Origin of the sequence: Lacinutrix gracilariae (genome assembly GCF_042684485.1) — a bacterium.
GTDB classification, from domain to species: Bacteria; Bacteroidota; Bacteroidia; order Flavobacteriales; family Flavobacteriaceae; genus Oceanihabitans; species Oceanihabitans gracilariae.
Genome location: NZ_JBHULM010000009.1, coordinates 1 through 23,497 on the forward strand (window position 1 = coordinate 1; position 23,497 = coordinate 23,497).

Genomic DNA, 23,497 nt, shown 5'->3' on the forward strand with positions numbered 1-23,497 from the left:
GAGTAGTAGGTTCGCTAGCAAGCCCTGTAACTCTAGATGCTTCCGGAACAGCATTAATCACAGTAATAGGAGTCACTACAGACCAAACAATAACACTAACCAATGTTACCAATCCAACAACAGGTTGTTCAGGAACATTAAACAACACGGAAACTGTAATCATAAGCGCGATACCAACAGTAACACTAAGCAGTAATTCTACAACCTGTTCTGGAGGAAACGCAGTATTCACGATTAACGGAACAGCAGGTGATATTGTAGATTACACAGGAGTAGTAGGTTCGCTAGCAAGCCCTGTAACTCTAGATGCTTCCGGAACAGCATTAATCACAGTAATAGGAGTCACTACAGACCAAACAATAACACTAACCAATGTTACCAATCCAACAACAGGTTGCTCAGGAATATTAAACAATACAGAAACTGTTGTTATAAACGCTACATCAACAGTCACACTAAGTAGTAATATATCCACATGTTCTGGAGGAAACGCAGTATTTACTATCAACGGAACAGCAGGCGATATAGTAGATTACACAGGAATAGTAGGTTCACCAACAAGCCCTGTTACATTAGATGCTTCCGGAACAGCAGTAATCACAGTAGTAGGAATCACTACAGATCAAACAATAACACTAACCAATATTACTAATCCAACAACAAGTTGCTCAGGAATATTAAACAATACAGAAACTGTTGTTATAAACGCTACACCAACAGTAACATTAAGTAGTAATATGTCTACATGTTTTGGAGGAAACGCAGTATTTACCATCAACGGAACAGCAGGCGATATTGTAGATTACACAGGAGTAGTAGGTTCGCCAGCAAGTCCTGTTACTTTAGATGCTTCCGGAACAGCAGTAATCACAGTCTCAGGAGTCACTACAGATCAAACGATAACACTAACCAGTGTTAGCAATACAACAACAAATTGCTCAGGAACATTAAACAACACGGAAACTGTAACGATAAGTGCGACACCAACAGTCACACTAAGTAGTAATTCTTCAACCTGTTCTGGAGGAAACGCAGTATTCACCATTAACGGAACAGCAGGCGATATAGTAGATTACGCAGGAATAGTAGGTTCACCAGCAAGTCCTGTCACTTTAGATGCTTCCGGAACAGCAGTAATTACAGTAGTTGGAGTCACCACAGACCAAACAATAACATTAACAAATATTACCAATCCAACAACAAGTTGTTTGGCAACATTAAACAACACAGAAACTGTTGTTATAAACGCTGCACCAACAGTAACATTAAGTAGTAATATGTCTACATGTTCTGGAGGAGACGCAGTATTTACCATCAATGGAACAGCAGGCGATATTGTAGATTACACAGGAGTAGCAGGTTCGCCAACAAGTCCTGTCACTTTAGATGCTTCTGGAACAGCAGTAATTACAGTAGTTGGAGTCACCACAGACCAAACAATAATAGTAACCAATGTTACCAATCCAACAACAGGTTGTTCGGGAACATTAAGTGCTACCGAAACCGTTACCATTAGTGTGACACCAACAGTTACACTAAGTAGTAACATATCCACCTGTTCTGGAGGAGACGCAGTATTTACGATTAATGGAACAGCAGGAGATATTGTAGATTATACAGGAATAGTAGGTTCTCCAGTAAGTCCTGTCACATTAGACGCTTCTGGAGCAGCAGTAATCACAGTAACAGGAATCATTACAGACCAAACAATAACATTAACCAATGTTACCAACCCAACAACAAGTTGCTCAGGAACATTAAACAACACGGAAACTGTAACCATAAGTGCGACACCAACAGTAACGCTAAGTAGTAATTCTACAACCTGTCCTGGAGGAAACGCAGTATTTACCATCAATGGAACAGCAGGTGATATTGTAGATTATACAGGGATAGTAGGTTTGCCAGCAAGTCCTGTTACATTAGATGCTTCCGGAACAGCAGTAATTACAGTGGCAGGAGTCACTACAGACCAAACAATAACATTAACCAATGTTACCAATCCAACAACAAGTTGCTCAGGAACATTAAACAATACAGAAACTGTAAGCATTAGTGCTACACCAACAGTCACACTAAGTAGTAGTTCTACAGCCTGTTCTGGAGGAAATGCATTGTTTACCATTAACGGAACAGCAGGCGATATAGTAGATTACACAGGAATAGTAGGTTCACCAGCAAGCCCTGTCATATTAGATGCTTCGGGAACAGCAGTAATCACAGTAGTAGGAGTTACCACAGACCAAACATTAACACTAACCAGTGTTACCAATCCAACAACAAGTTGCTCAGGAACATTAAGTGAAACAGAAACTGTAATCATAAGTGCGACACCAACAGTGACACTAAGTAGTAATATGTCTACCTGTTTTGGAGGAAATGCAGTTTTTACCATCAACGGAACAGCAGGAGATATTGTAGATTATACAGGGATAGTAGGTTCACCAGCAAGTCCTGTCACATTAGATGCTTCCGGAACAGCAATAATCACAGTAGTAGGAGTCACCACAGATCAAACCATAACATTAACCAATGTTACCAATCCAACAACAGGTTGCTCAGGAACATTAAATACTACAGAAACTGTTATTGTGCATGTAAATCCTTCTATAACATCATTATCAAGTAATTTAGAAGTTTGTGAAGGCGATACAGTTGTATTTACTGTTACTGGAACTCCTGGAAATGAGCTTTCTTACACTATTAATGGAGGGTTGTTACAGCAAACAGTTATTGGTAGTTCAGGAGAGATAGATATTAATATTACAGGTGTAATGAATAATCAAACCATTGTATTAGAGCAGGTATTAGATTCTAATATAGGTTGTTCAGGTTTGTTAGGGCAAACACAAACGGTAAATGTTATTCCGTTGGTTAATAGTGCTTTTGTAATGCATCCTAATTGTAATGGAGCAACTGCTTCAGTACTTGGTACATCAGGAGGTGTTTTTTCATTTAACCCTGTTCCTTCCGATGGAGCAACAATTGATGTTGTTACTGGAGAAGTGATTAATGCTGTTCCAGATTCTTCCTATTTTATTGAATATTCGGTTTCAGGAATATGTAATACAGTTTCCCAAATAGAATCTTTTACTGTTTTTTCTTCGCCTACTGTTGATTTAGAAGAAGAGTATGTATTGTGTTTAGATTCCGAAGGAAATAATATAAGTCAACCAAGAATAGAAACAGGATTATCTAGTGTAGATTATTCTTTTCAATGGACAGAAATAAATAATCCATTAGCTGTATTAGGAATAGATTCTTATTATGAACCAGAACAAGTAGGTGTTTATTCTGTTTTAGTAACTAATAATAGTACAGGTTGTTCAACCGTTTTAGGAGACGTGCATACGCAAACCATTGTAACAAGTAGTATTGTTCCTGAAGGTTTAAATGCTATTGTTGTTTCAGAAACATTTGCAGATGAGAATATTGTAGAAGTAAGTGTTGATGAGCAACCAGGTGTTACGTATGAATTTAGTCTTGATGGTGACTTTTTTGTTTCTAATGGTACTAATACCTATATCTATTATAATGTTTCCGCAGGAGCACATATGGTTGCTGTTAGAGATAAAGAAGGATGTGGAGAAGATAGTGTACCTATATATATAGTAGATTACCCTTTGTACTTTACACCAAATAATGATGGTTATAATGATACTTGGCAAATTGTAGGATTAAGTAATCAACCAGATGCAAAGGTTTATATTTTTGATAGATATGGTAAACTGTTAAAACAAATAAGTACTAATGGTTTAGGTTGGGATGGAACCTTAAATGGAAAACCATTACCATCTAGTGATTATTGGTTTTATTTAGAATATAAAAATCCTAATGCAACTACAAGTACTAAAAAAGTTTTTACAGCACACTTTACTTTAAAAAGGTAAATAATATGTTTTTTTACAAAGCTATGTGTTTCAAATTCAGTGAGATTGTGTTTTCAAGTTTTGAATGCTAAATCAAAAGGAGGATTCATTCATTACTAGCATATCGTTTTCTGCTTATTATTTCAGTTAAATTTAACTAAATTTTCGCTAAAATTTTCTTAATTTTCGAATCTATTTAAAACTAAGTTAAATATTTGATAACATTAATTGGGTTTTTGTTATCAAATTATTAATAAAAAATCTCTTTTAATGAAAAGATCGATAGCTATTTTAAGCTTATTTCTAGTTCAACTTGCTTATGCTCAAGGACCAGGTTGTGCTAATGTTGATGCAGGACCTACACAAGTAAATTTAGATTGTACAGAAACATGTACAGATTTAACTGCAACTTTTTTAGAAACAGGAGACACAAACTCTTACGAGGTTTCTTCAATACCATTTAATCCGCCAGAAAATTTTGTAGGATTGGCAAATTCTTTATTTGTTAATGGAGATGATATATGGAGTGGTGTAGTAGATTTACCTTTTAATTTTTGTTTTTTTGGCGGAGTTTATGACCAATTAATTGTAGGAGCAAATGGAGGTATTAGTTTTGATGTTAGTAATGCAGGAACCACTAATGGTTGGTCTTTTGATGATCCATTACCCTACAGTGGTACAAACATTACCCTTGCAGATGTTAATATTTTTGGAGCAGTTCACGATATAGATCCTGCTGCTAGTAATGGTACGCATGATATTGCATGGGAAATTAAAGGAACCGCACCATGTAGAACTTTTGTAATTAGTTATTTTAATGTAGCGCATTTTTCTTCTTCTTGTAATGATTTAAAAACATCACAACAAATAGTGTTGTATGAAGGTACTAATGCTATTGATGTATATATATTAGATAAACCAACTTGTGCTACTTGGAATAATGGAAATGCAGTTATTGGTATTCAAAATCCTGCAGGAACAATAGCCTATACACCACCAGGAAGAAATACAGGTAGCTGGTCTGCTTCTATTGAAGCATGGCGTTTTACTCCAAATGGAGCACCTAATTATGAGTTATCTTGGTATGATGGAAGCGGAAACTTTATAAGTCATGATACAACAATTAATGTTTGCCCAAGTGCAGATGAAACTTATACTGCAGAAGTAGAATATACTAACTGCGATAACACCGTATTTACAGATTCTGATACAGTTACAGTTACTTTGTCAACTGCAGGAGATGCGTCTTTTTATATGACACCTACTTGTGATGGAGCTACTGCAACAATAACAGGAGATACAGGTGGTGTCTTTTCATTTAATCCTGTGCCAACAGATGGAGCTACAATTAATCCAGCAACAGGAGAAGTAACTAATGGAGTTACAGGAGAAACCTACACTGTAGAGTATACAACATCTGGAGCTTGTGCTGCAACAACAACAGAAAGTTTTACCGTTTTATCTACAGGAGACGCTTCATTTACCATGACACCTAATTGTGATGGAGGTACAGCAACAATAACAGGAGATACAGGAGGTAGTTTTTCTTTCAACCCAGTGCCAACAGATGGTGCTGTAATTGATACAGCAACAGGAACTGTAACAGGAGGAGTTACAGGAGCTACATATACCATAGAATACGCAACAACAGGAGCTTGTGCTGCTAGTAGTACAGAAACAGTTACAGTTGCAGCTGCAGAAGATGCTTCGTTTACCATGACAGCTACTTGTGATGGAGGTACAGCAACTATTACAGGAGATGCAGGAGGAACATTTACATTTAACCCAGTGCCAACAGATGGTGCAACTATTAATGCAGGAACAGGAGAAGTAACAAACGGAACACCTGAAGCTGTATATACTATTGAATATACCACAGCAGGAGCTTGTCCTGAAACAGAAACCCAAACAGTTACTGTTTTAGCTGCAGATGATGCTTCATTTACAATGAATGCAAATTGTGAAGGAGGAACAGCGACAATTACTGGAGATGCAGGAGGAACTTTTGCCTTTAATCCAGTGCCTACAGATGGAGCAACTATAGATACTGTATCTGGAGAAGTAACAGGTGGTACATCTGGAACAACTTATACTATAGAATATACTACATCAGGAGTTTGTCCAGAAACTAGCACGCAAACAGTTACAGTTTTAGCTACAGGTGACGCTTCTTTTAATCTTACAGCTACTTGTGATGGAGCAACAGCAACTATTCTTGGGTCAACAGGAGGAAGCTTCGTATTTAATCCAGTACCAACAGATGGTGCGAATATTGATGCAGCTACAGGAGAAGTAACTAACGGAACACCTGGAGCAACATACACCATAGAATATGCAACTACAGGAGCTTGTGCTGCTAACAGTACAGAATCAGTAACGGTTTTACCTGCAGAAGATGCTTCGTTTACAATGACAGGAACATGTGGAGGAGCAACTGCTAATATAACAGGGGATGCTGGAGGAAGCTTTGTATTTAATCCTGCACCTACAGATGGAGCAACTATTAATGCAGCAACAGGAGAAATAACAAATGGTACATCTGGAGCTACATATACTATTGAATATACAACAGCAGGACCTTGTCCTGAAACAGAAACACAGACTGTAACCGTTTTAACTACAGATGATGCTTCTTTTGTAACAAACCCTAATTGTGATGGTGGTACTGCTACTATTACAGGAGATGTAGGCGGAACTTTTGCATTTAATCCAGCACCAACAGATGGAGCAACTATTAATGCAACATCAGGAGAAGTAACAAACGGTACATCAGGAGCTACTTATACTATAGAATATACAACTTCAGGAGCTTGTCCTTCTACTAGTACACAAACAGTGACTGTTTTAACCACAGGAGATGCATCCTTTAATATGACAGCTACATGTGATGGAGGTACAGCAACCATTACAGGAACAACAGGAGGTAGCTTCGTATTTAATCCAGTACCATCAGATGGTGCATTAATTAATGCAGCTACAGGAGAAGTAACTAACGGTATTCCTGGTACAACTTATACTATAGAATATGCTACAACAGGATCTTGTGCAGCAAGTAGTACGGAAACAGTAACTGTTTTGCCTACTGAAGATGCTTCATTTTCTGTTTTTGAAAACTGTGAAGGAGGAACAATGACTATTCTTGGAGATACAGGAGGTGTTTTTGCTTTCAACCCTGTGCCAACAGATGGAGCTGTAATTGATACAAACACTGGAGAGGTAAGTAACGGAGCTTCGGGAGCAACATATGTAGTAGAGTATACTACATCAGGACCTTGTTCAGTAAGTTCAACACAAAATGTAACTGTATTAGTTACAGATGACCCTTCTTTTAATATGACAGCTACATGTGATGGAGGTTCAGCAACCATAACAGGAACAACAGGAGGTACGTTTGCTATTGTACCAGCACCAACAGATGGCACTACAATAGATGTTAATACAGGGTTAGTAACAGGAGCTACTTCTGCATCTACTTATACTGTAGAGTATACAACAGGCGGAACTTGTCCAGCTACAGCTTCTCAAGTGTTAACAGTATTAACTACAGATGATTCTTCGTTTACTATGTCACCAACATGTGATGGAGGTACAGCAACTATAACAGGAGATACAGGTGGAACATTTGCTTTTAATCCAGCAGTAACTGACGGAGCAACAATTGATGTAAATACAGGAGAAGTAACTAACGCTGTTTCTGGAGTAACTTATACTATTGAATATACTACAGCTGGTGTTTGTCCTTCAAGTACTATAGAGTCTGTAACCGTATATCCTCAAGAAGATGCTACGTTTACTATGAGTGCCACATGTGATGGAGGTACTGCAACTGTAACAGGAGATGCAGGAGGAGTATTTACATTTAATCCTGCACCAACAGATGGAGCGACTATTAATGCAACAACAGGAGAGGTTACTAATGGTACATCAGCAGCAACATATACTGTAGAATATACTACTTCAGGACCTTGTTCTGTAAGTACAACACAAAATATTACAGTACTTACTACAGACAATCCTGCTTTTAGTATGACAGCAAATTGTGATGGAGGAACAGCTTCTGTTTCAGGTACAACAGGAGGAACTTTTGCTTTTAACCCATCTGCAACAGATGGAGCGACTATTAATGCAACAACAGGAGAAGTAACAAATGCTACTTCAGGAGCAAGTTATACTATTGAATATACAACAAGCGGAGCTTGTCCAGCAAGTGACACTCAAGTTTTAACCGTATTAATAACAGACGATCCTTCATTTGCATTGACACCAACATGTGCTGGAGCAACAGCAGTAGTAACAGGAGATGCTGGTGGAACATTTGCTTTTAATCCAGGAGTAACTGATGGAGCAATAATTAATGCAGCTACAGGAGAGGTAACTAATGGAGTGTCTGGAGCAACTTACAGTATAGAGTATACAACCTCTGGAACTTGTCCGTCAAGTAGTATAGAATCTGTAACGGTATATCCACAAGAAGATGCAACGTTTTCAATGAATCCTAATTGTGATGGAGGTACTGCAACTATAACAGGAGATACAGGTGGAGTATTTACATTTAATCCTGCACCAACAGATGGCGCGACTATAAATGCAACAACAGGAGAGGTTACCAGCGGAACATCAGGAGCAACATATACTGTAGAATACACTACATCAGGACCTTGTGCTGTAAGTTCTACGCAAAACGTAACTGTTTTTATTGCAGATGATGCTTCTTTTACAATGAATCCTAATTGTGATGGAGCAACTGCTTTTGTAACAGGAACTTCAGGAGGTGTGTTTACTTTTGATGTTGAACCAGGAGATGGTTCTATTATTGATAGTGTTACAGGAGAAGTATTTAATGCTATTTCAGGAGCTACTTATTCTGTGTTATATACTACAGGAGGAACTTGTATGGATTCTCAAGTGGAGTCATTTACAGTACACCCAATACCAGATGTAGATCTTGTAGATACTTTTATATTATGTTTTGATAATGATGGAAATCTTGTAAATGGACCTATTATAGAAACAGGATTATCCATACTAGATTATACTTTTGAATGGACAGAAACTAGCAACCCAACAGTTGTTTTAGGTACAGATTCATCTTATGAGCCTATTGTAGCAGGAACTTATAGTGTATTTGTAACCAATATAAGTACAGGTTGTTCTACTGTTTTAGGTTCTCCTAATACATTATCTGTTGTTACTAATAGTATTCCGCCAACAGGCTTAACTGCTACAGTTGTTTCTGAAACATTTGCAAATAATAATGTTATTCAAGCTAGTGTAGATAGTGTACCAGGAGCAGATTATGAATTTAGTATAGATGGAGGTCCTTTTGAAAGTAACGGAACAAATGTATATACTTTTAATAATGTTTCTGCAGGAGAGCACGTAGTAACCGTTAGAGATGCTGATGGCTGTGGAGATGATAGCACTACTGTATTGGTAATAGATTATCCTAAATTCTTTACGCCAAATGATGATGGACATAATGATACTTGGCAAATAGTAGGTATTAGTAATCAGTTAGATGCTACTATTTATATATTTGATAGATATGGAAAGTTATTAAAGCAATTAAGTCCTAGTGGAGCAGGATGGGATGGAACCTTAAATGGTTACCCTTTACCTTCAAGTGATTATTGGTTCTCTTTAGAATTTAGAGATCCTAATAATTTAGGAGACTTAAGTAGAAAAGAGTTTAGAGCTCACTTTACTTTAAAAAGGTAAAAGCTTAACTTCGAATTATAGTATAAAAAAACCTGAACAATTATTGTTCAGGTTTTTTTATGTATTATGTTTTCTTGTGGATTATAAATTAAAACTTAAAGACAATGTTACATTTGAGTTTTTGCTATCTAAATTAGCAGCGTCTGTTAAGCCAATTTGATATAGTTGGTAATTGGTTTCTCTTTTGTAATGGTCAAAGGTTAGGTCTAATTTTAGGTTACCAAAATTGTATCCTAAACCAAAAGAGTAACCATTTAAATCGCCAACAGTTTCTTCGTCTTTATAAGGACTTTCTTCAAATCTATAACCACCTCTTAAACTAACCTGTTTAATTTTATATTCACCACCAATTTTAAAGGTAGAAGCAGTGGTTAAACTTTCGCTAATAATATTGTTTTGATACGAAAAATAGGTGTCTGATGCAGGTTTAAATTTAGTGTTTCCGTAATCTTTAATAGAATAATCAATGCTAATCAATCCATTAGTTCCAAAAACATAAGCTAAGCTTCCTGTTAACTTTCCTGGTGTTTTTAAATTGTATTGTTCATATACATTAATTACTCTTGGGTTTATGTTTATGTCATAAAAAGTGCTTCCGTTTTCTAGAGCAATACCATCATAACTTAATGTTTTTATAGACTGACTTGTTTCGTCTTCAATAGTGTACCAAGTTGGTGTATCATACGTTAAACCTACTCTAAGTTGTTTTTCAATTTTTAAAATTCCACCAAACTGAAAAGAAACACCAGAACCTATTGTTTTAAGGTTGTTTTGAAACCCTACTTCGTTAATTAAAGAACCTGAATTATTGTTTCCTTCAAATAAATAGGTAGAGCGTTCGTAATTAATAAAATGCGTATTAACATTTAAACCAAAATATAGATTTTCACCATATTGTGTAGAAGCGTTAATAGTAAATTTTCCGTTATAACCCGTTGCGGCATATGTGTGTTCTTGGTAAAAGTCTCCGTCGGCAATATTAGAGGTGTAAAGTGTGTTATCGTCACTATCTGTTAATGGTTCTAAAATATAAGATTCATAACCTAAAAACGCTTGTTGGTTTTGATTTCCATAAAAATACCCAATATCACTATATGCATCTGCGTAAGTTTCTCCTTGAAAACGAGAAATTTCATCTAATCGTAAACCGTTAGCATTTTCTAAAAAATAAGAACCTATAGAGTTGTTATTGTTTGTGCCATAAGCAAACCAATCGTTATTATAATCTTCAATTTTATTATAGGTAACTCCTAAGGTGAATTTTTTCCAATTAGAAGTCTTACTATTAATATCAAAAACAAATGCAGCTCCAATTTGGTTTAAATCTATAGTAGATTCTGTAGCATTATTACTTCCATTAAAATACTTTGTATCTGTTTTGTTATTTTGATTGGTTAATGAAAATGAAATATGGCTATCATTAAAAACAGAAGATCCTGCTGGATTAATGGCAACAGCACTCATGTCTCCTCCTAGTGCTCCAAAAGCTCCGCTTAGTGCTCTGTATCTAGCAGTTCCTTGTATATCATCTTTTGAATAACGCAGTGCATCTGTAATGTCTTGCGCTTGAGTTAGTGACATAGATATAAAACCTATGCATAGTAAGATTCCTTTTTTCATGTATAAATTTTTAATTAGTATAAATAAAACGAGCTAACACCATTAAATTAATATAGATAGTTAGCTCGTTTGTGATTTAGCAATTTAATTTTATCGTCTACTACTGCTTCTGCTTGAAGAGCTACTTCGACTAGATGAAGATCTTGTAGAAGAGCTACTTCTTGTAGAAGAGCTAGGAGAAGAATAAGAGTTTGTTCTAGGACTAGTTGAATACGATGAATTCGATCTTGGTTGTGTTGTTGATGTACTTGTTCTAGTTCTAGTGGTGTTTACTCTAGTTCTTGTAGAATTATTAGTTCCTGAAGAGTTGCTATTTCTAGTAGTATTCACTCTAGTTCTTGTAGTATTATTAGTTCTAGGGCTAGTAGTGGTGTTACTGTTTCTTCTAGGTGTTGTTGTTGCATTAGATCTAGTACTAGTACTTCTTCTAATGGTGGTATTGGTATTGTTTCTTCCGTATATGGCACTAGATCTATAAAAGCTGTTGCTGCGTCTAGAGTTGTGATATGCAACACGGTTTCCTCCGTAGTAATTGTTGTAATAGCCATAGTTGTTCCAATAAGGAGAGTGGTAATAACCTCCATATCCATAATAAGGAGAAAACCAAAATGGATCATAAAACCCAGAATAACCCCATCCCATATTCCAATAAGAATATCCGTAACCATAACCATATCCAAAAGGTCTGTACCAGTTGTTATAACCATAACCCATATTGTTTGAGTATACATTTATAGTTACATCACTGTTGTCTTGTCCCCAACCAGCATAAGATTCTTCTTCTGTGTTCTCTTGTTCGTTATAGTCACCTTCATACGAATCTATATCTGTAAAAACAGCATCCTCTTCTTCTGTAATATAGTCGTATTCTGAAGATTGTTCTTGAAAATAATTTTTATAATAAGAATTATTATTGGCTACATCATTTTGTACCTCAGGACTTTGTGAAGAGCCATAAATACCATCATTATCTTGGTTTACATATTGCGATGAACCACAGGAGCTCATCACAAATGCAATAGCTAATAGTGCTAAAAATGGCATTTGTGCTTTTATGTATTTTTTAAATTGCATATCTCTTAAGATTTTATTGTTGAACAATACAAAAATAGTTAGTTTTGCTGAACTATTTCATTATTTAACATAGTCACAATATTTGTGCCAAAACCCTGTATATGAGCAAAAAACTTACAAGTAGAGCAGAAGACTACTCAAAATGGTATAACGAATTGGTTGTCAAAGCAGATTTAGCTGAGAACTCCGCAGTTCGTGGTTGTATGGTAATTAAACCATATGGATATGCTATCTGGGAAAAAATGCAAGCAGAATTAGATAAAATGTTTAAAGAAACAGGACATCAAAATGCTTATTTTCCTCTTTTCGTACCTAAAAGCTTATTTGAAGCTGAAGAAAAAAATGCGGAAGGATTTGCAAAAGAATGTGCAGTTGTTACCCATTATAGATTACAAAATGATCCAGATAAACCAGGAAAACTTCGTGTAGATCCTGCAGCAAAATTAGAAGAAGAACTAGTAGTAAGACCAACTAGTGAAGCTATTATTTGGAATACATATAAAGGATGGATCCAATCGTATAGAGATTTGCCATTATTAATAAACCAATGGGCAAATGTTGTACGTTGGGAAATGCGTACACGTTTATTTCTTAGAACCGCAGAATTTTTATGGCAAGAAGGGCATACTGCTCATGCCACCAAAGCAGAAGCTTTAAAGGAAGCAGAGCTAATGAATAACGTTTATGCCAATTTTGCAGAAAACTTTATGGCTATTCCTGTTGTTAAAGGAGTGAAAACAGAAAGCGAACGTTTTGCTGGAGCAGATGAAACCTATTGTATAGAAGCATTAATGCAAGATGGTAAAGCGCTACAAGCAGGAACTTCGCACTTTTTAGGACAAAATTTTGCAAAAGCCTTTGATGTAAAGTTTACCTCTAAAGAAGGAAAGCAAGATTATGTTTGGGCAACGTCATGGGGAGTTTCTACACGTTTAATGGGAGCTTTAATTATGACACATAGTGATGATGAAGGTTTGGTTCTGCCTCCTAGTTTAGCGCCAAATCAAGTGGTAATTGTTCCTATTTATAAAACAGATGAACAATTTGAAGAAATTAGTAAAATAGCTAACCTTATAAAGAGTGATCTGTATGCTAAAAATATTTCTGTTAAATATGATGATAGAGATACCTATAGACCAGGAGCTAAATTTGCACAGCATGAATTACAAGGTGTACCATTACGTATTGCAATAGGTCCAAAAGATCTAGAAAAAGGTACAGTAGAAATAGCGAGACGTGATACTAAGACAAAAGAAGTTATTGCTCTAGATAATTTAACGAGTACTGTAGAAACTCTTTTAGAAGATATCCAGAATAATCTGTACAAAAAAGCACTAGATTATAGAGATTCACATATCACAAAAGTGGAAAATTTTGAAGAATTTAAAGAAACTTTAAATAATAAAGGAGGATTTATTTCTGCACACTGGGATGGTACAATAGAAACCGAAGATAAGATAAAAGAAATAACAAAAGCAACAATACGCTGTATGCCAGTAGATTCTGAAAAAGAAGAAGGGAAGTGCGTGTTTACAGGGAACCCTTCTAAAGGAAGAGTATTGTTTGCAAAGGCATATTAGTTTTAATTTTTTTTAAAAAAATATTGATTTAGTGTTGCAACATTTAAAAATAGTTGTATTTTTGCACCCGCAATGGAAACGTTGTAAGTTTTTTGAAAAATAAAATTGCAAAAAAAAATAAAAATTAATTGCAGAATTAAAAAGTTTATTTATCTTTGCAGTCTCAAAAGCAAAATGGCCCGTTCGTCTATCGGCTAGGACGCCAGGTTTTCATCCTGGTAAGAGGGGTTCGATTCCCCTACGGGCTACATTTTTTAATAAGAAAGAAAAAAAGAAACAAATGGCAAATCATAAGTCAGCGCTAAAAAGAATTAGAAGTAACGAAGCTAAGCGTTTAAGAAATAAATATCAGCACAAAACTACTCGTAATGCTATCAAAAAATTACGTGAGTTAACTGATAAGAAAGAAGCTGATGCTTTATTTCCTTCTGTTGTTTCAATGTTAGATAAACTAGCAAAGAAAAACATTATACACGCTAATAAAGCTGCTAACCTTAAATCTGGTTTAGCTAAGCACGTAGCTGCTCTATAAGGAGTAACTTCTTAAAAAGAAATTTAAAAGCCTTTCCAATCGGAAAGGCTTTTTTGTTTGTTATATGTTTTTTGTTAATAGGTAATCAGATTCATTTATAACTACAAGTAAACTTCTTGTAAAGTGCATAGTATAAGCCTTTGTAGAAGAAAGTGAGGATTATGTATGGCTCATTTTTTTAACGTGTTAGAACGTTTATATAAGGCAATTGTAGTTTATCTGTTATGCGTATTTATAAAGTATAAGTCTTGAATTACTGCAATAAGCTATAATAATAAGTAAGCGTGATTTTAAAAGAGAAGTTGACTTCTTTTTAATATTAACAATGATATTATTCTTTTCCTTGTAGTAGTAATGCTAATGACGATGGTGTAAATGAAATAAGCTCATTTATTGAAACATTTACTGTTGCTATTTATAATGGTATATTTGATAATAGAGTTTTTAATACAAAGTATTATTGTTTTAGCACTTATATAGTAAACTAAAACAAAAAAAAGCCTTGAGAATTTCTCAAGGCTTTTTTTATAAATACGAGTAGAGTGGTATTAACCGTTCATAGAGATTAAAAACTCTTCGTTGTTTCTTGTTTGTTTAAATCTTTCGTTAATAAACTCCATAGCTTCTACAGGGTTCATATCAGCAAGATATTTACGCATCACCCACATTCTTTGTATTGTAGTTTCGTCTAATAATATATCATCACGACGTGTGCTTGATGAGGTAAGATCAATAGCAGGGAAAATTCTACGGTTAGATATTTTTCTATCTAATTGTAGTTCCATATTACCAGTACCTTTAAATTCTTCAAAAATAACTTCGTCCATTTTAGATCCTGTTTCTGTTAATGCCGTAGCAATAATAGTTAAGGAACCTCCATTTTCTATATTACGAGCAGCACCAAAGAAACGTTTTGGCTTATGTAATGCATTTGCATCTACACCACCAGAAAGTATTTTTCCTGAAGCAGGTTGTACAGTATTGTATGCTCTAGCAAGTCTTGTAATAGAATCTAAAAGAATCACTACATCATGACCACATTCTACCAAACGTTTTGCTTTTTCTAAAACAATATTAGCAATTTTTACGTGTTCATGTGCTTCTTTATCAAAAGTAGAAGCAACCACTTCACCACGAACATTACGTTGCATGTCTGTAACTTCTTCAGGTCTTTCATCTATAAGTAAAATCATTTGGTATACCTCAGGATGGTTTGCAGCAATAGCATTTGCAACATCTTTAAGTAACATGGTTTTACCTGTTTTTGGTTGTGACACAATCATACCACGTTGCCCTTTACCAATAGGAGCAAATAGATCCATAATACGTGTAGAAATAGTCGCTTGTTTTTCTGCAATATTAAATTTTTCTTGCGGAAACAATGGCGTTAAGTGCTCAAAAGCAACTCTATCTCTTACTACATTTGGGTCTTGACCGTTTATTTTGCTAACTTTAATTAAAGGGAAATATTTTTCACCTTCTTTAGGAGGTCTAACATGACCTAAAACAGTATCTCCTGTTTTTAAACCAAATAAACGAATTTGAGATTGCGAAACATATATGTCATCTGGAGATGATAAATAATTGTAGTCTGAAGAACGTAAAAAACCATATCCATCTTGCATGATGTCTAAAACACCTTCACTCTCTATAATAGCATCAAATTCAAAATCTGGTTCTTTGTAACGGTTTCTTGTGTCTTTGTTTCCGTTGTTTCCAGAGTTTTTGTTTTGATTTTTATGTTGTGGTTTTTTATTTTGATTATTGTCTCTAGATTTTTCTGCTCTATCTGTTTTATCGTTTGTTGCAGGTTTTTCTTTTTGAGACTTTTCTTTTTGAGATTTTTGAGGTTCTCTTTTTGCTTGAGGTTTAGCAGCAGCCTTTGGTTGGTGTTTAGGCTTGTTTTCTACTTTAGTTTCTGTAGTTGTAGTTTCCTCTTTTTTAGGAGTAGTTTTAGTAGCAGGTTTTTTTGCTGCTGTTCTTTGTACTCGTTGTCTAGGTTTTTTTACCTCTGTTTTTTCAACTGCTTTTTCAACCGGTTTAGCAACTGCTTCAACAGCTTTAGGGTTTGCTGCTTGATGATCTAGTATTTGGTACACTAAATCTAATTTCTTTAAAGTACGATATTTAGATACCTTTAAAGTTTTAGCTATTTCCTGTAACTCAGGAAGCTTCATTTCTTTTAATTGTGTGATTTCAAACATTATGTTGAATTGAATATTTTGTGTTAGATATAGAATTTGAATTATTCCGAAGAGATATTGATCTTATTCTGAAGTATTAACAAGGTATAACCGTGTATGTTACATCTTGTTACTGCAATTATACAACTTTATTTTAAGTTTTTACCGTATTTTTATAAAAGAAACTGTTATTTTTGTGGTCAATATTTAAAAAATTTATGATTCAACGTATACAAAGTGTTTATCTTTTATTGGCTGCAGGAGTGTCTGCTGGTTTAACTTTTGTTTTTAATTTATGGACTACTGTAAATGATACAATAGTTTTTGCAAAAGATAATATGCTGTATTTTGGATTGTTTTTAGGCTCTGCAGCCTTATCTTTAATATCTATATTTTTGTTTAAAAATAGGAAGTCGCAATTTATGTTGGGACGACTTAACATCATATTAAACTTTATTTTACTAGGATTATTTGTGTATCAATCACTAAACGTATCTGGAGAAACAAATGTTTCTGAGAAAGGTATTGGGATTTTTCTTCCTATTATTTCTATCGTGTTATTAGTGTTAGCTAATAAGGCCATTAAGAAGGATGAAGATCTTGTAAAATCTGTGGATAGATTACGATAAACCTATCATCTTAGTATTAGTGCGTGAGCCCAAGGTGAAGATCTTGGGCTTTTTTATTTTTTAAACTCAATAACTTCTAAATCTTTTATAGTTTCTCCTTCAATAACAAAGCGAAGCATAGTTCTTACTTTTTGAAAACCATGTTTTCCTACAGCACCAGGATTCATATGTAATAGGTTTAGTTTTTTGTCTGGCATAACCTTTAAAATATGTGAGTGCCCAGAAATAAATAGTTTTGGCGGATTTTTTTTAATAGCTTCTCTTATTCGTACATCATATCTATTTGGATATCCACCTATATGTGTAATCCAAACATCTACATCTTCACACATAAATCTATTGTTTTCAGGAAATTCTACCCTTGCTTTGGCATCATCAATATTGCCATAAACAGCACGAAGTGGTTTTAATTGTTTTATGGTATCTGTAACTTTTAAATCGCCAATGTCTCCAGCATGCCATACTTCATCTGCTTGTTTTACATATTTTAAAATGGCTTCATCGATATAACTATGTGTGTCTGAAAGTAAGAGGATTTTTTTCATTATCATTTCCCTGTAGATCGGGAATTTTAGTTTTTATAGTTAATTTTAAAAAGCGAAAATCTCTTTAATTAATTAACGTTTATTTGAAATTTAAAGATAGATTAAAGTTCTATCTTTGCCTTTTACAAAAATACGATTTTAACTTGAAATATTTTTTACAACTTTCTTATAATGGTGCAGCATATCATGGTTGGCAAAAACAGCCTAACGCTATTTCTGTACAAGAGGTTATAGAAAAAAACTTGGCTATCTTACTAAAAGAAGAAACGCCAATTCTAGGAGCAGGACGTACAGATGCAGGAGTACATGCAGTACAAATGTTTGCGCATTTTGAAACTGAAATAGATTTTAATAAACAAGATCTTGTGTATAGGCTAAATGCGTTATTACCAAAAGATATTGCTATTCAAGATGTCTTTAGAGTAAAAGAAGATGCGCATGCAAGGTTTCATGCAGTAAGTAGAGCATATTTGTATAGAATTTCTGTTAAAAAAGATGTTTTTCAAAAAGATCAAACTTTTTATGTTAAGCCTAAACTAGATGTTGAAAAGATGAATGAGGCTGCGCAAATTTTATTGCAGTATAAAGATTTTCAATGTTTTTCTAAAAGCAATACAGATGTAAAAACATATAATTGCGATTTAATGTATGCTCATTGGCAAGTAGTAAATGATGAATTACATTTTACCATTAAAGCAGATCGTTTTTTACGTAATATGGTAAGAGCTATTGTTGGTACTTTAGTAAATATAGGATTAGGTAAAATGGAAGTTGCAAACATGCACAAAATAATTAAATCTAAAAGTAGATGTGAAGCAGGTTTTTCTGTTCCTGCACATGCGCTTTACTTAACAAAAGTAGAATACCCAGAGTCTATAAAATATGACAAATAAAAAGCAAGATAAAATTTTAGACTTTAGTCTTTTAACACGACTTTCATTTTATGTAAAACCATATAAATGGGTTTTTATTGGTGTGTTTTTAGCAGTCGTATTATTGGCAGCTTTAAGTTCTGCTGTGCCTTATTTAACACAATATGTAGTAGATAATAATATAGCAAAACAAGATGCAGAAGGCTTTTTATTTTTTGTAGTAATCATGCTTGGTTTGCTGTTAGCACAGACCTTTTTTCAGCTGTTTTTTATTTATTATGCAGGTTGGCTAGGTCAAAATGTGGTAAAAGATATACGTGTCAAGCTTTTTAATCATATGCTTAAATTTAAAATGAAGTATTATGATAATTCTTCGGTAGGTGTACTTATTACTCGTGCTGTAACAGATATGGAGCGTATTGCTGATATTTTTGGCGAAGGTTTATTCATGATTTTTAGAGACGTATTAACCATGATTGTGGTTTCTGGTGTCATGATTTTTATGAATTGGAAATTAAGCCTTATTGTTTTTGCTCTTTTACCTTTAGTATTGGTTGCTACTAGAATTTTTCAGAAATATATGAAACGTGCTTTTGAAGAAGTGCGAACCGAAATTTCTAATCTAAACTCTTTTGTTCAAGAACGCGTTACAGGAATGAAAATTCTTCAACTTTTTACAAGAGAAGATACGGAGTATAAAAAATTTAAAACAATAAACAATAGACATAAAAAAGGATGGTTAAAAACCGTTTGGTATAATTCTATTTTCTTTCCTATTGCAGAACTTTCTTCTTCTATTACTATAGGTTTAGTTGTTTGGTATGGAGGGTTAAATGCTGTGCTAGATAATACGGTTTCGCAAGGAGATTTAATTGCTTTTATTATGTTTATTCCTATGCTGTTTAGACCATTACGTCAAATTGCAGATAAGTTTAATACACTGCAAATGGGAATGGTAGCTGCAAATAGAGTGTTTAAGGTTTTAGATACCACTTCGCAAATTACAGATACTGGAACTCAAGAGGTTTCTGTTTTTAACGGAAATATAGCCTTTAAAAAAGTACACTTTAGTTATGTGGAAGATGAAGAAGTGCTAAAAGGAATTTCTTTTAACGTAAAAGCAGGAGAAACCATAGCAATTGTGGGAGCAACAGGAGCAGGAAAGTCTACTATTATTAATTTATTAAATCGTTTTTACGAAATTAATAAAGGTACCATTACTATAGATAATATAGATATTAAACAATTAACCTTAGGTTCTTTACGTGCTAAAATAGCTGTAGTGTTACAAGATGTATTTTTATTTGCAGATACTATTTTAAATAATATTACTTTAAATAATCCAGATATAACCGAAGCACAAGTACAACAGGCAGCAAAAGATATAGGAATTCATGAATTTATTATGAGTCTTCCTGAAGGTTATCATTATAATGTAAAAGAAAGAGGAGCAATGCTTTCTTCTGGACAACGACAATTAATCTCGTTTTTAAGAGCTTATGTTACCAATCCTAGTATTTTGGTGTTAGATGAAGCTACTTCTTCTGTAGATTCTTACTCAGAACAGCTGATACAAAATGCAACCGATAAAATTACCAAAGGAAGAACCTCTATTGTTATAGCGCATAGATTGGCTACTATTAAAAAAGCAGACAAAATTATAGTTATGGATGCAGGTGAAATTGTTGAAGAAGGTACGCATCAAGAGTTGCTTAAAAAGCAAGGTGGTTATTATAAAAATTTATACGAAGTACAGTTTATGCAAACTGCAGAAGTTTAATCTCTTTTTGTTAAATCATAAACGGTTTAGCATATAGAAAATCAAATACTGAAAATTCTTTTTTTGTTTGCAGTATAGTATTAAGCTAAATCTTTCTTTATTATTTCTATAAGCTCTTCTGTGTCTTTAAACATAACAAATTTTCCGCCTTTAAAATAAGATAGTTGTCCTGTTTCTTCACTTACAGCAATTGCCAAAGCATCTGTTTTTTCTGTAATACCAACAGCTGCTCTATGACGTAAACCAAATCGTTGTGGTAAGGTTTTTTCGTTATTTACTGGTAAAATTACTCGTGTAGCTTTTACAATATTGTTTTCTATAATAATGGCTCCATCGTGTAATGGGCTATTTTTAAAAAAGATACTTTCAATTATTGGTTGTGTAACCTCAATATTCATGGCGTCTCCTGTATCTTTTAAAAAATCTAGGCTATTGTTATGTTCTAAAACTATTAAAGCTCCTGTTTTTGTGGTTCCCATTTTGGTACAAGCAGCAATAATTACCTCAATATTTGTTGCGTTGCTGGTTTCGGTTTGTAAAAACTTAAGTTGTTTAAAGAATTTTTTTCTGCTTCCAAAATTGGTAGAACCAATCATTAAAAGAAATTTTCTTATTTCTTGTTGAAAAACAACAATAAGCGCAAACATACCAACACTAATAAAACCACCAAGAATATTACTTAAAAGTTGCATTTGTAATGCTTGTGTAATTTTCCAAATAATATAAATAATTACAATACCTATAAATATGTTAATTGCAACTGTACCTTTAACTAGTTTGTATACGTAGTAGAGCAATAGTGCTACCAAAATAACATCTATTATATCTAAAATAGTGAATTTTAAAAGGTCATCAAATATTTCCAAAGTTTGGGTGTTTTTGTAAATGTACTAAAATATGATTAATAAATATATTCAATATTAGAAACACTAAGTCCTTCGGTATTTAAATCATTACACATAGATTTAATATGTATGTATTCTTGAAAGCTTAGGTTTTTGTTAAAATGTAAGTTTACCTTAAAATCGCTAGCATCTAATTCTAAATTATTTGAATTTTTTATAGTTTCAATTGTAGAAAATAAATCTTTAATTACAGTAGTGCTGTTATGCGCTGTTTCTTGTAAATAAGAGTTTATTAATATGTCATTCATACTATTAACACTAAGCGTTAAAACAAAAATAGATGTATCTTTCTTAGAGTCTATTTCATTGGCTTGGGTTTGGTAAATAATATCGGTAAAATCAATAAATCCCAAATTTTTAATGCTGGTATCATTACAGGTAAAGTAGTTTTTTACACCTTCTTTTTTATGATTAGAGTTTTTCTTTTTTTCTTGTAAAAAGATTATCTGCGGAATTGCTTGATGTAGCTTTAAACGTTTGTCTACATTAATCAACCAGTTGGTAGTACTAATTAAATTCTTTCTGTTTAGCTCTAAACTATCTGGTTTGGTTTCGTCATAAAAAATATAGCCAGGAGAAATGTCTAGTACTTCATGAATTTCAGAATGTGAAATTTCTGCTAACTGAATGGTTTTTTCATTGCCACAAGAGGTAATAAAAATTAAAAGTACTAGGTAAAAAAAATGTTTCATTATTAATTAAGTTGTGCTGTTAGTTTAATGGTTTCTGTTGCTTCTTTAACATCGTGAACGCGTAAAATTTTTGCTCCTTTTTGTAAAGCAATAGTATTTAAAACAGTGGTTCCGTTTAATGCATCTTTAGCTGTGTTTTCTAAAGTTTTGTATATCATAGATTTTCTAGAAACTCCAGCAAGTATTGGTAAATCTACTATTTTTAAAAGCTCTAAATGCTTTAATACTTCAAAATTTTGAGCTGTGTTTTTAGCAAATCCAAAGCCAGGATCTATAATCATATCATTAATACCTAGTTTTTTTGCTTCGGCAATTCTTTCCGAAAAATAAAAAATAAGGGCTTTCATGATGTTTTTATATGTAGTATGTTCTTGCATATTTTGTGGTGTACCTTTCATGTGCATCATAATATATGGTACTTGCAAATTAGCAACTGTTTGCATCATGTTTTTATCTAACATTCCTGCAGAAATATCATTAACTAAAGCGGCTCCATGTTCAATAGCTTGCTTGGCAACTTCGCTTCTAAAAGTATCTACAGATAGTATTATTTCAGGAAAAGTGTTGGTTAGTAAGTTAATAATAGGAAGCGAGCGTTTTAATTCTTCGGTTTCACTAATATGCTGCGCATTTGGTCTAGAACTGTAGGCGCCAATATCTATAAAAGTAGCTTCGTTTTTTAACATCGTTTCTACTTGTGTTAAAATTTGACTTTCATTTTTATATTTTCCGCCATCATAAAATGAGTCTGGAGTAAGATTTAATATTCCCATGACTTTAGGAGTGGTTAAATCTATGAGTTTTCCTTTGCAATTAATTGTCATTCGTGCTTTGTAAATGGTTGTTTGTTAAAGTATACAAAACTTTAAACGCTAAACTTTGAACTTTAAAATTATTTATGCGAAATTTACGCAAAATAGATTTTAATTTATGCAAGATACTTCAAAACAATATGACGCTGTTGTAAACACATGCAGAAGCTTATTTATTAATAAAATGTCTGATTACGGAAGCGCGTGGAGAATATTACGTTTGCCATCACTTACAGACCAAATTTTTATAAAAGCACAACGTATTAGAAGTCTACAACAAAACCATGTTAGAAAAGTAGATGAAGGTGAAGTTAGTGAGTTTATAGGTATTATTAATTATAGTATTATGGCTTTAATTCAGTTAGAAAAAGGGGTTGTAGACCAACCAGATTTGACTACGGAAGAAGCAACTGTTCTTTATGATGAAAAAGTAGCCGTTACCAAAAAACTTATGGAAGATAAAAACCATGATTATGGTGAAGCTTGGCGTGATATGCGTGTGAGTAGCTTAACCGATTTAATTTTACAAAAATTACTTCGCGTAAAGCAAATTGAAGATAATGCAGGAAAAACTATTGTTAGCGAAGGCATTGATGCTAATTATCAAGACATGATTAATTATGCCATTTTTGCTATGATTCATTTAAAAGAATAAAAAAAACTTCCTGCTAAAGTAGGATGCATAA

General features: G+C 33.7%; 15 protein-coding genes and 1 tRNA gene. 9 read left to right on the forward strand and 7 right to left on the reverse strand.

The window, feature by feature from the left end; translation table 11 throughout:
- The coding region (locus ACFSSB_RS06235) for a T9SS type B sorting domain-containing protein (protein WP_379902158.1) at nucleotides 1–3,890 on the forward strand (3,890 nt) is incomplete at its 5' end.
- A gap of 249 nt (nucleotides 3,891–4,139) precedes the next feature.
- Nucleotides 4,140–9,587 carry a T9SS type B sorting domain-containing protein gene (locus tag ACFSSB_RS06240; RefSeq protein WP_379902160.1) on the forward strand — a complete coding sequence of 1,816 codons (5,448 nt, stop codon included), beginning with the start codon at nucleotides 4,140–4,142 and terminating at the stop codon, nucleotides 9,585–9,587.
- Between the two features lie 81 nt (nucleotides 9,588–9,668).
- Here ACFSSB_RS06240 and ACFSSB_RS06245 read toward each other — a convergent pair whose 3' ends face one another.
- Nucleotides 9,669–11,207, reverse strand: a complete 1,539-nt coding sequence (locus ACFSSB_RS06245) for an OmpP1/FadL family transporter (protein WP_379902162.1) — start codon at nucleotides 11,205–11,207, stop codon at nucleotides 9,669–9,671.
- 90 nt (nucleotides 11,208–11,297) lie between these two features.
- On the reverse strand, nucleotides 11,298–12,281 hold the full coding sequence (locus ACFSSB_RS06250) for a hypothetical protein (protein WP_379902164.1): 984 nt from the start codon (nucleotides 12,279–12,281) through the stop codon (nucleotides 11,298–11,300).
- 101 nt (nucleotides 12,282–12,382) lie between these two features.
- Here ACFSSB_RS06250 and proS point away from each other — a divergent pair, with 101 nt between their 5' ends.
- The 3 genes from proS to rpsT all read left to right on the forward strand — a co-directional run bounded on the left by proS (nucleotide 12,383) and on the right by rpsT (nucleotide 14,393).
- The gene (gene proS, locus ACFSSB_RS06255; protein WP_379902166.1) at nucleotides 12,383–13,861 is read left to right on the forward strand and encodes a proline--tRNA ligase; all 1,479 of its coding nucleotides are present in this window, start codon (nucleotides 12,383–12,385) and stop codon (nucleotides 13,859–13,861) included.
- A 176-nt stretch (nucleotides 13,862–14,037) separates the two neighbouring features.
- A tRNA-Glu gene (locus ACFSSB_RS06260) sits at nucleotides 14,038–14,109 on the forward strand.
- 32 nt (nucleotides 14,110–14,141) lie between these two features.
- On the forward strand, nucleotides 14,142–14,393 hold the full coding sequence (gene rpsT, locus ACFSSB_RS06265) for a 30S ribosomal protein S20 (protein ID WP_379902168.1): 252 nt from the start codon (nucleotides 14,142–14,144) through the stop codon (nucleotides 14,391–14,393).
- Between the two features lie 548 nt (nucleotides 14,394–14,941).
- Here the strand turns inward: rpsT and rho are convergent.
- Nucleotides 14,942–16,597: a transcription termination factor Rho gene (gene rho / locus ACFSSB_RS06270; protein ID WP_379902170.1), complete on the reverse strand. Its 1,656-nt coding sequence runs from the start codon at nucleotides 16,595–16,597 to the stop codon at nucleotides 14,942–14,944.
- A 197-nt stretch (nucleotides 16,598–16,794) separates the two neighbouring features.
- Between rho and ACFSSB_RS06275 the strand changes: the two genes are divergently transcribed.
- Nucleotides 16,795–17,205: a DUF4293 domain-containing protein gene (locus ACFSSB_RS06275; protein WP_379902172.1), complete on the forward strand. Its 411-nt coding sequence runs from the start codon at nucleotides 16,795–16,797 to the stop codon at nucleotides 17,203–17,205.
- Between the two features lie 53 nt (nucleotides 17,206–17,258).
- Here ACFSSB_RS06275 and ACFSSB_RS06280 read toward each other — a convergent pair whose 3' ends face one another.
- Entirely contained in the window at nucleotides 17,259–17,750 is a 492-nt protein-coding gene (locus ACFSSB_RS06280; RefSeq protein ID WP_379902174.1) for a metallophosphoesterase family protein, read from the reverse strand.
- A 143-nt stretch (nucleotides 17,751–17,893) separates the two neighbouring features.
- Between ACFSSB_RS06280 and truA the strand changes: the two genes are divergently transcribed.
- On the forward strand, nucleotides 17,894–18,643 hold the full coding sequence (truA, locus tag ACFSSB_RS06285) for a tRNA pseudouridine(38-40) synthase TruA (RefSeq protein WP_379902176.1): 750 nt from the start codon (nucleotides 17,894–17,896) through the stop codon (nucleotides 18,641–18,643).
- Nucleotides 18,633–20,402, forward strand: a complete 1,770-nt coding sequence (locus ACFSSB_RS06290) for an ABC transporter ATP-binding protein (RefSeq protein WP_379902178.1) — start codon at nucleotides 18,633–18,635, stop codon at nucleotides 20,400–20,402. Before truA ends, ACFSSB_RS06290 begins: the two co-directional genes overlap by 11 nt.
- An 80-nt stretch (nucleotides 20,403–20,482) precedes the next feature.
- On the opposite strand, the gene ACFSSB_RS06295 is transcribed toward ACFSSB_RS06290, so the two are convergent.
- The 3 genes from ACFSSB_RS06295 to folP are packed head-to-tail and all read right to left on the reverse strand — an operon-like array spanning nucleotide 20,483 to nucleotide 22,823.
- Nucleotides 20,483–21,268, reverse strand: coding sequence for a diadenylate cyclase (locus tag ACFSSB_RS06295; protein ID WP_379902180.1), 786 nt, complete (start codon nucleotides 21,266–21,268; stop codon nucleotides 20,483–20,485).
- Nucleotides 21,269–21,303: 35 nt separating this feature from the next.
- Nucleotides 21,304–21,999, reverse strand: a complete 696-nt coding sequence (locus tag ACFSSB_RS06300; protein ID WP_379902182.1) for a hypothetical protein — start codon at nucleotides 21,997–21,999, stop codon at nucleotides 21,304–21,306.
- A gap of 2 nt (nucleotides 22,000–22,001) precedes the next feature.
- A complete protein-coding gene (gene folP / locus ACFSSB_RS06305) occupies nucleotides 22,002–22,823 on the reverse strand; it encodes a dihydropteroate synthase (protein ID WP_379902184.1) in 822 nt (273 codons plus the stop codon).
- 106 nt (nucleotides 22,824–22,929) lie between these two features.
- Here folP and ACFSSB_RS06310 point away from each other — a divergent pair, with 106 nt between their 5' ends.
- Entirely contained in the window at nucleotides 22,930–23,466 is a 537-nt protein-coding gene (locus ACFSSB_RS06310; protein ID WP_379902186.1) for a DUF1599 domain-containing protein, read from the forward strand.
- The last annotated feature ends 31 nt before the right edge of the window (nucleotides 23,467–23,497 follow it).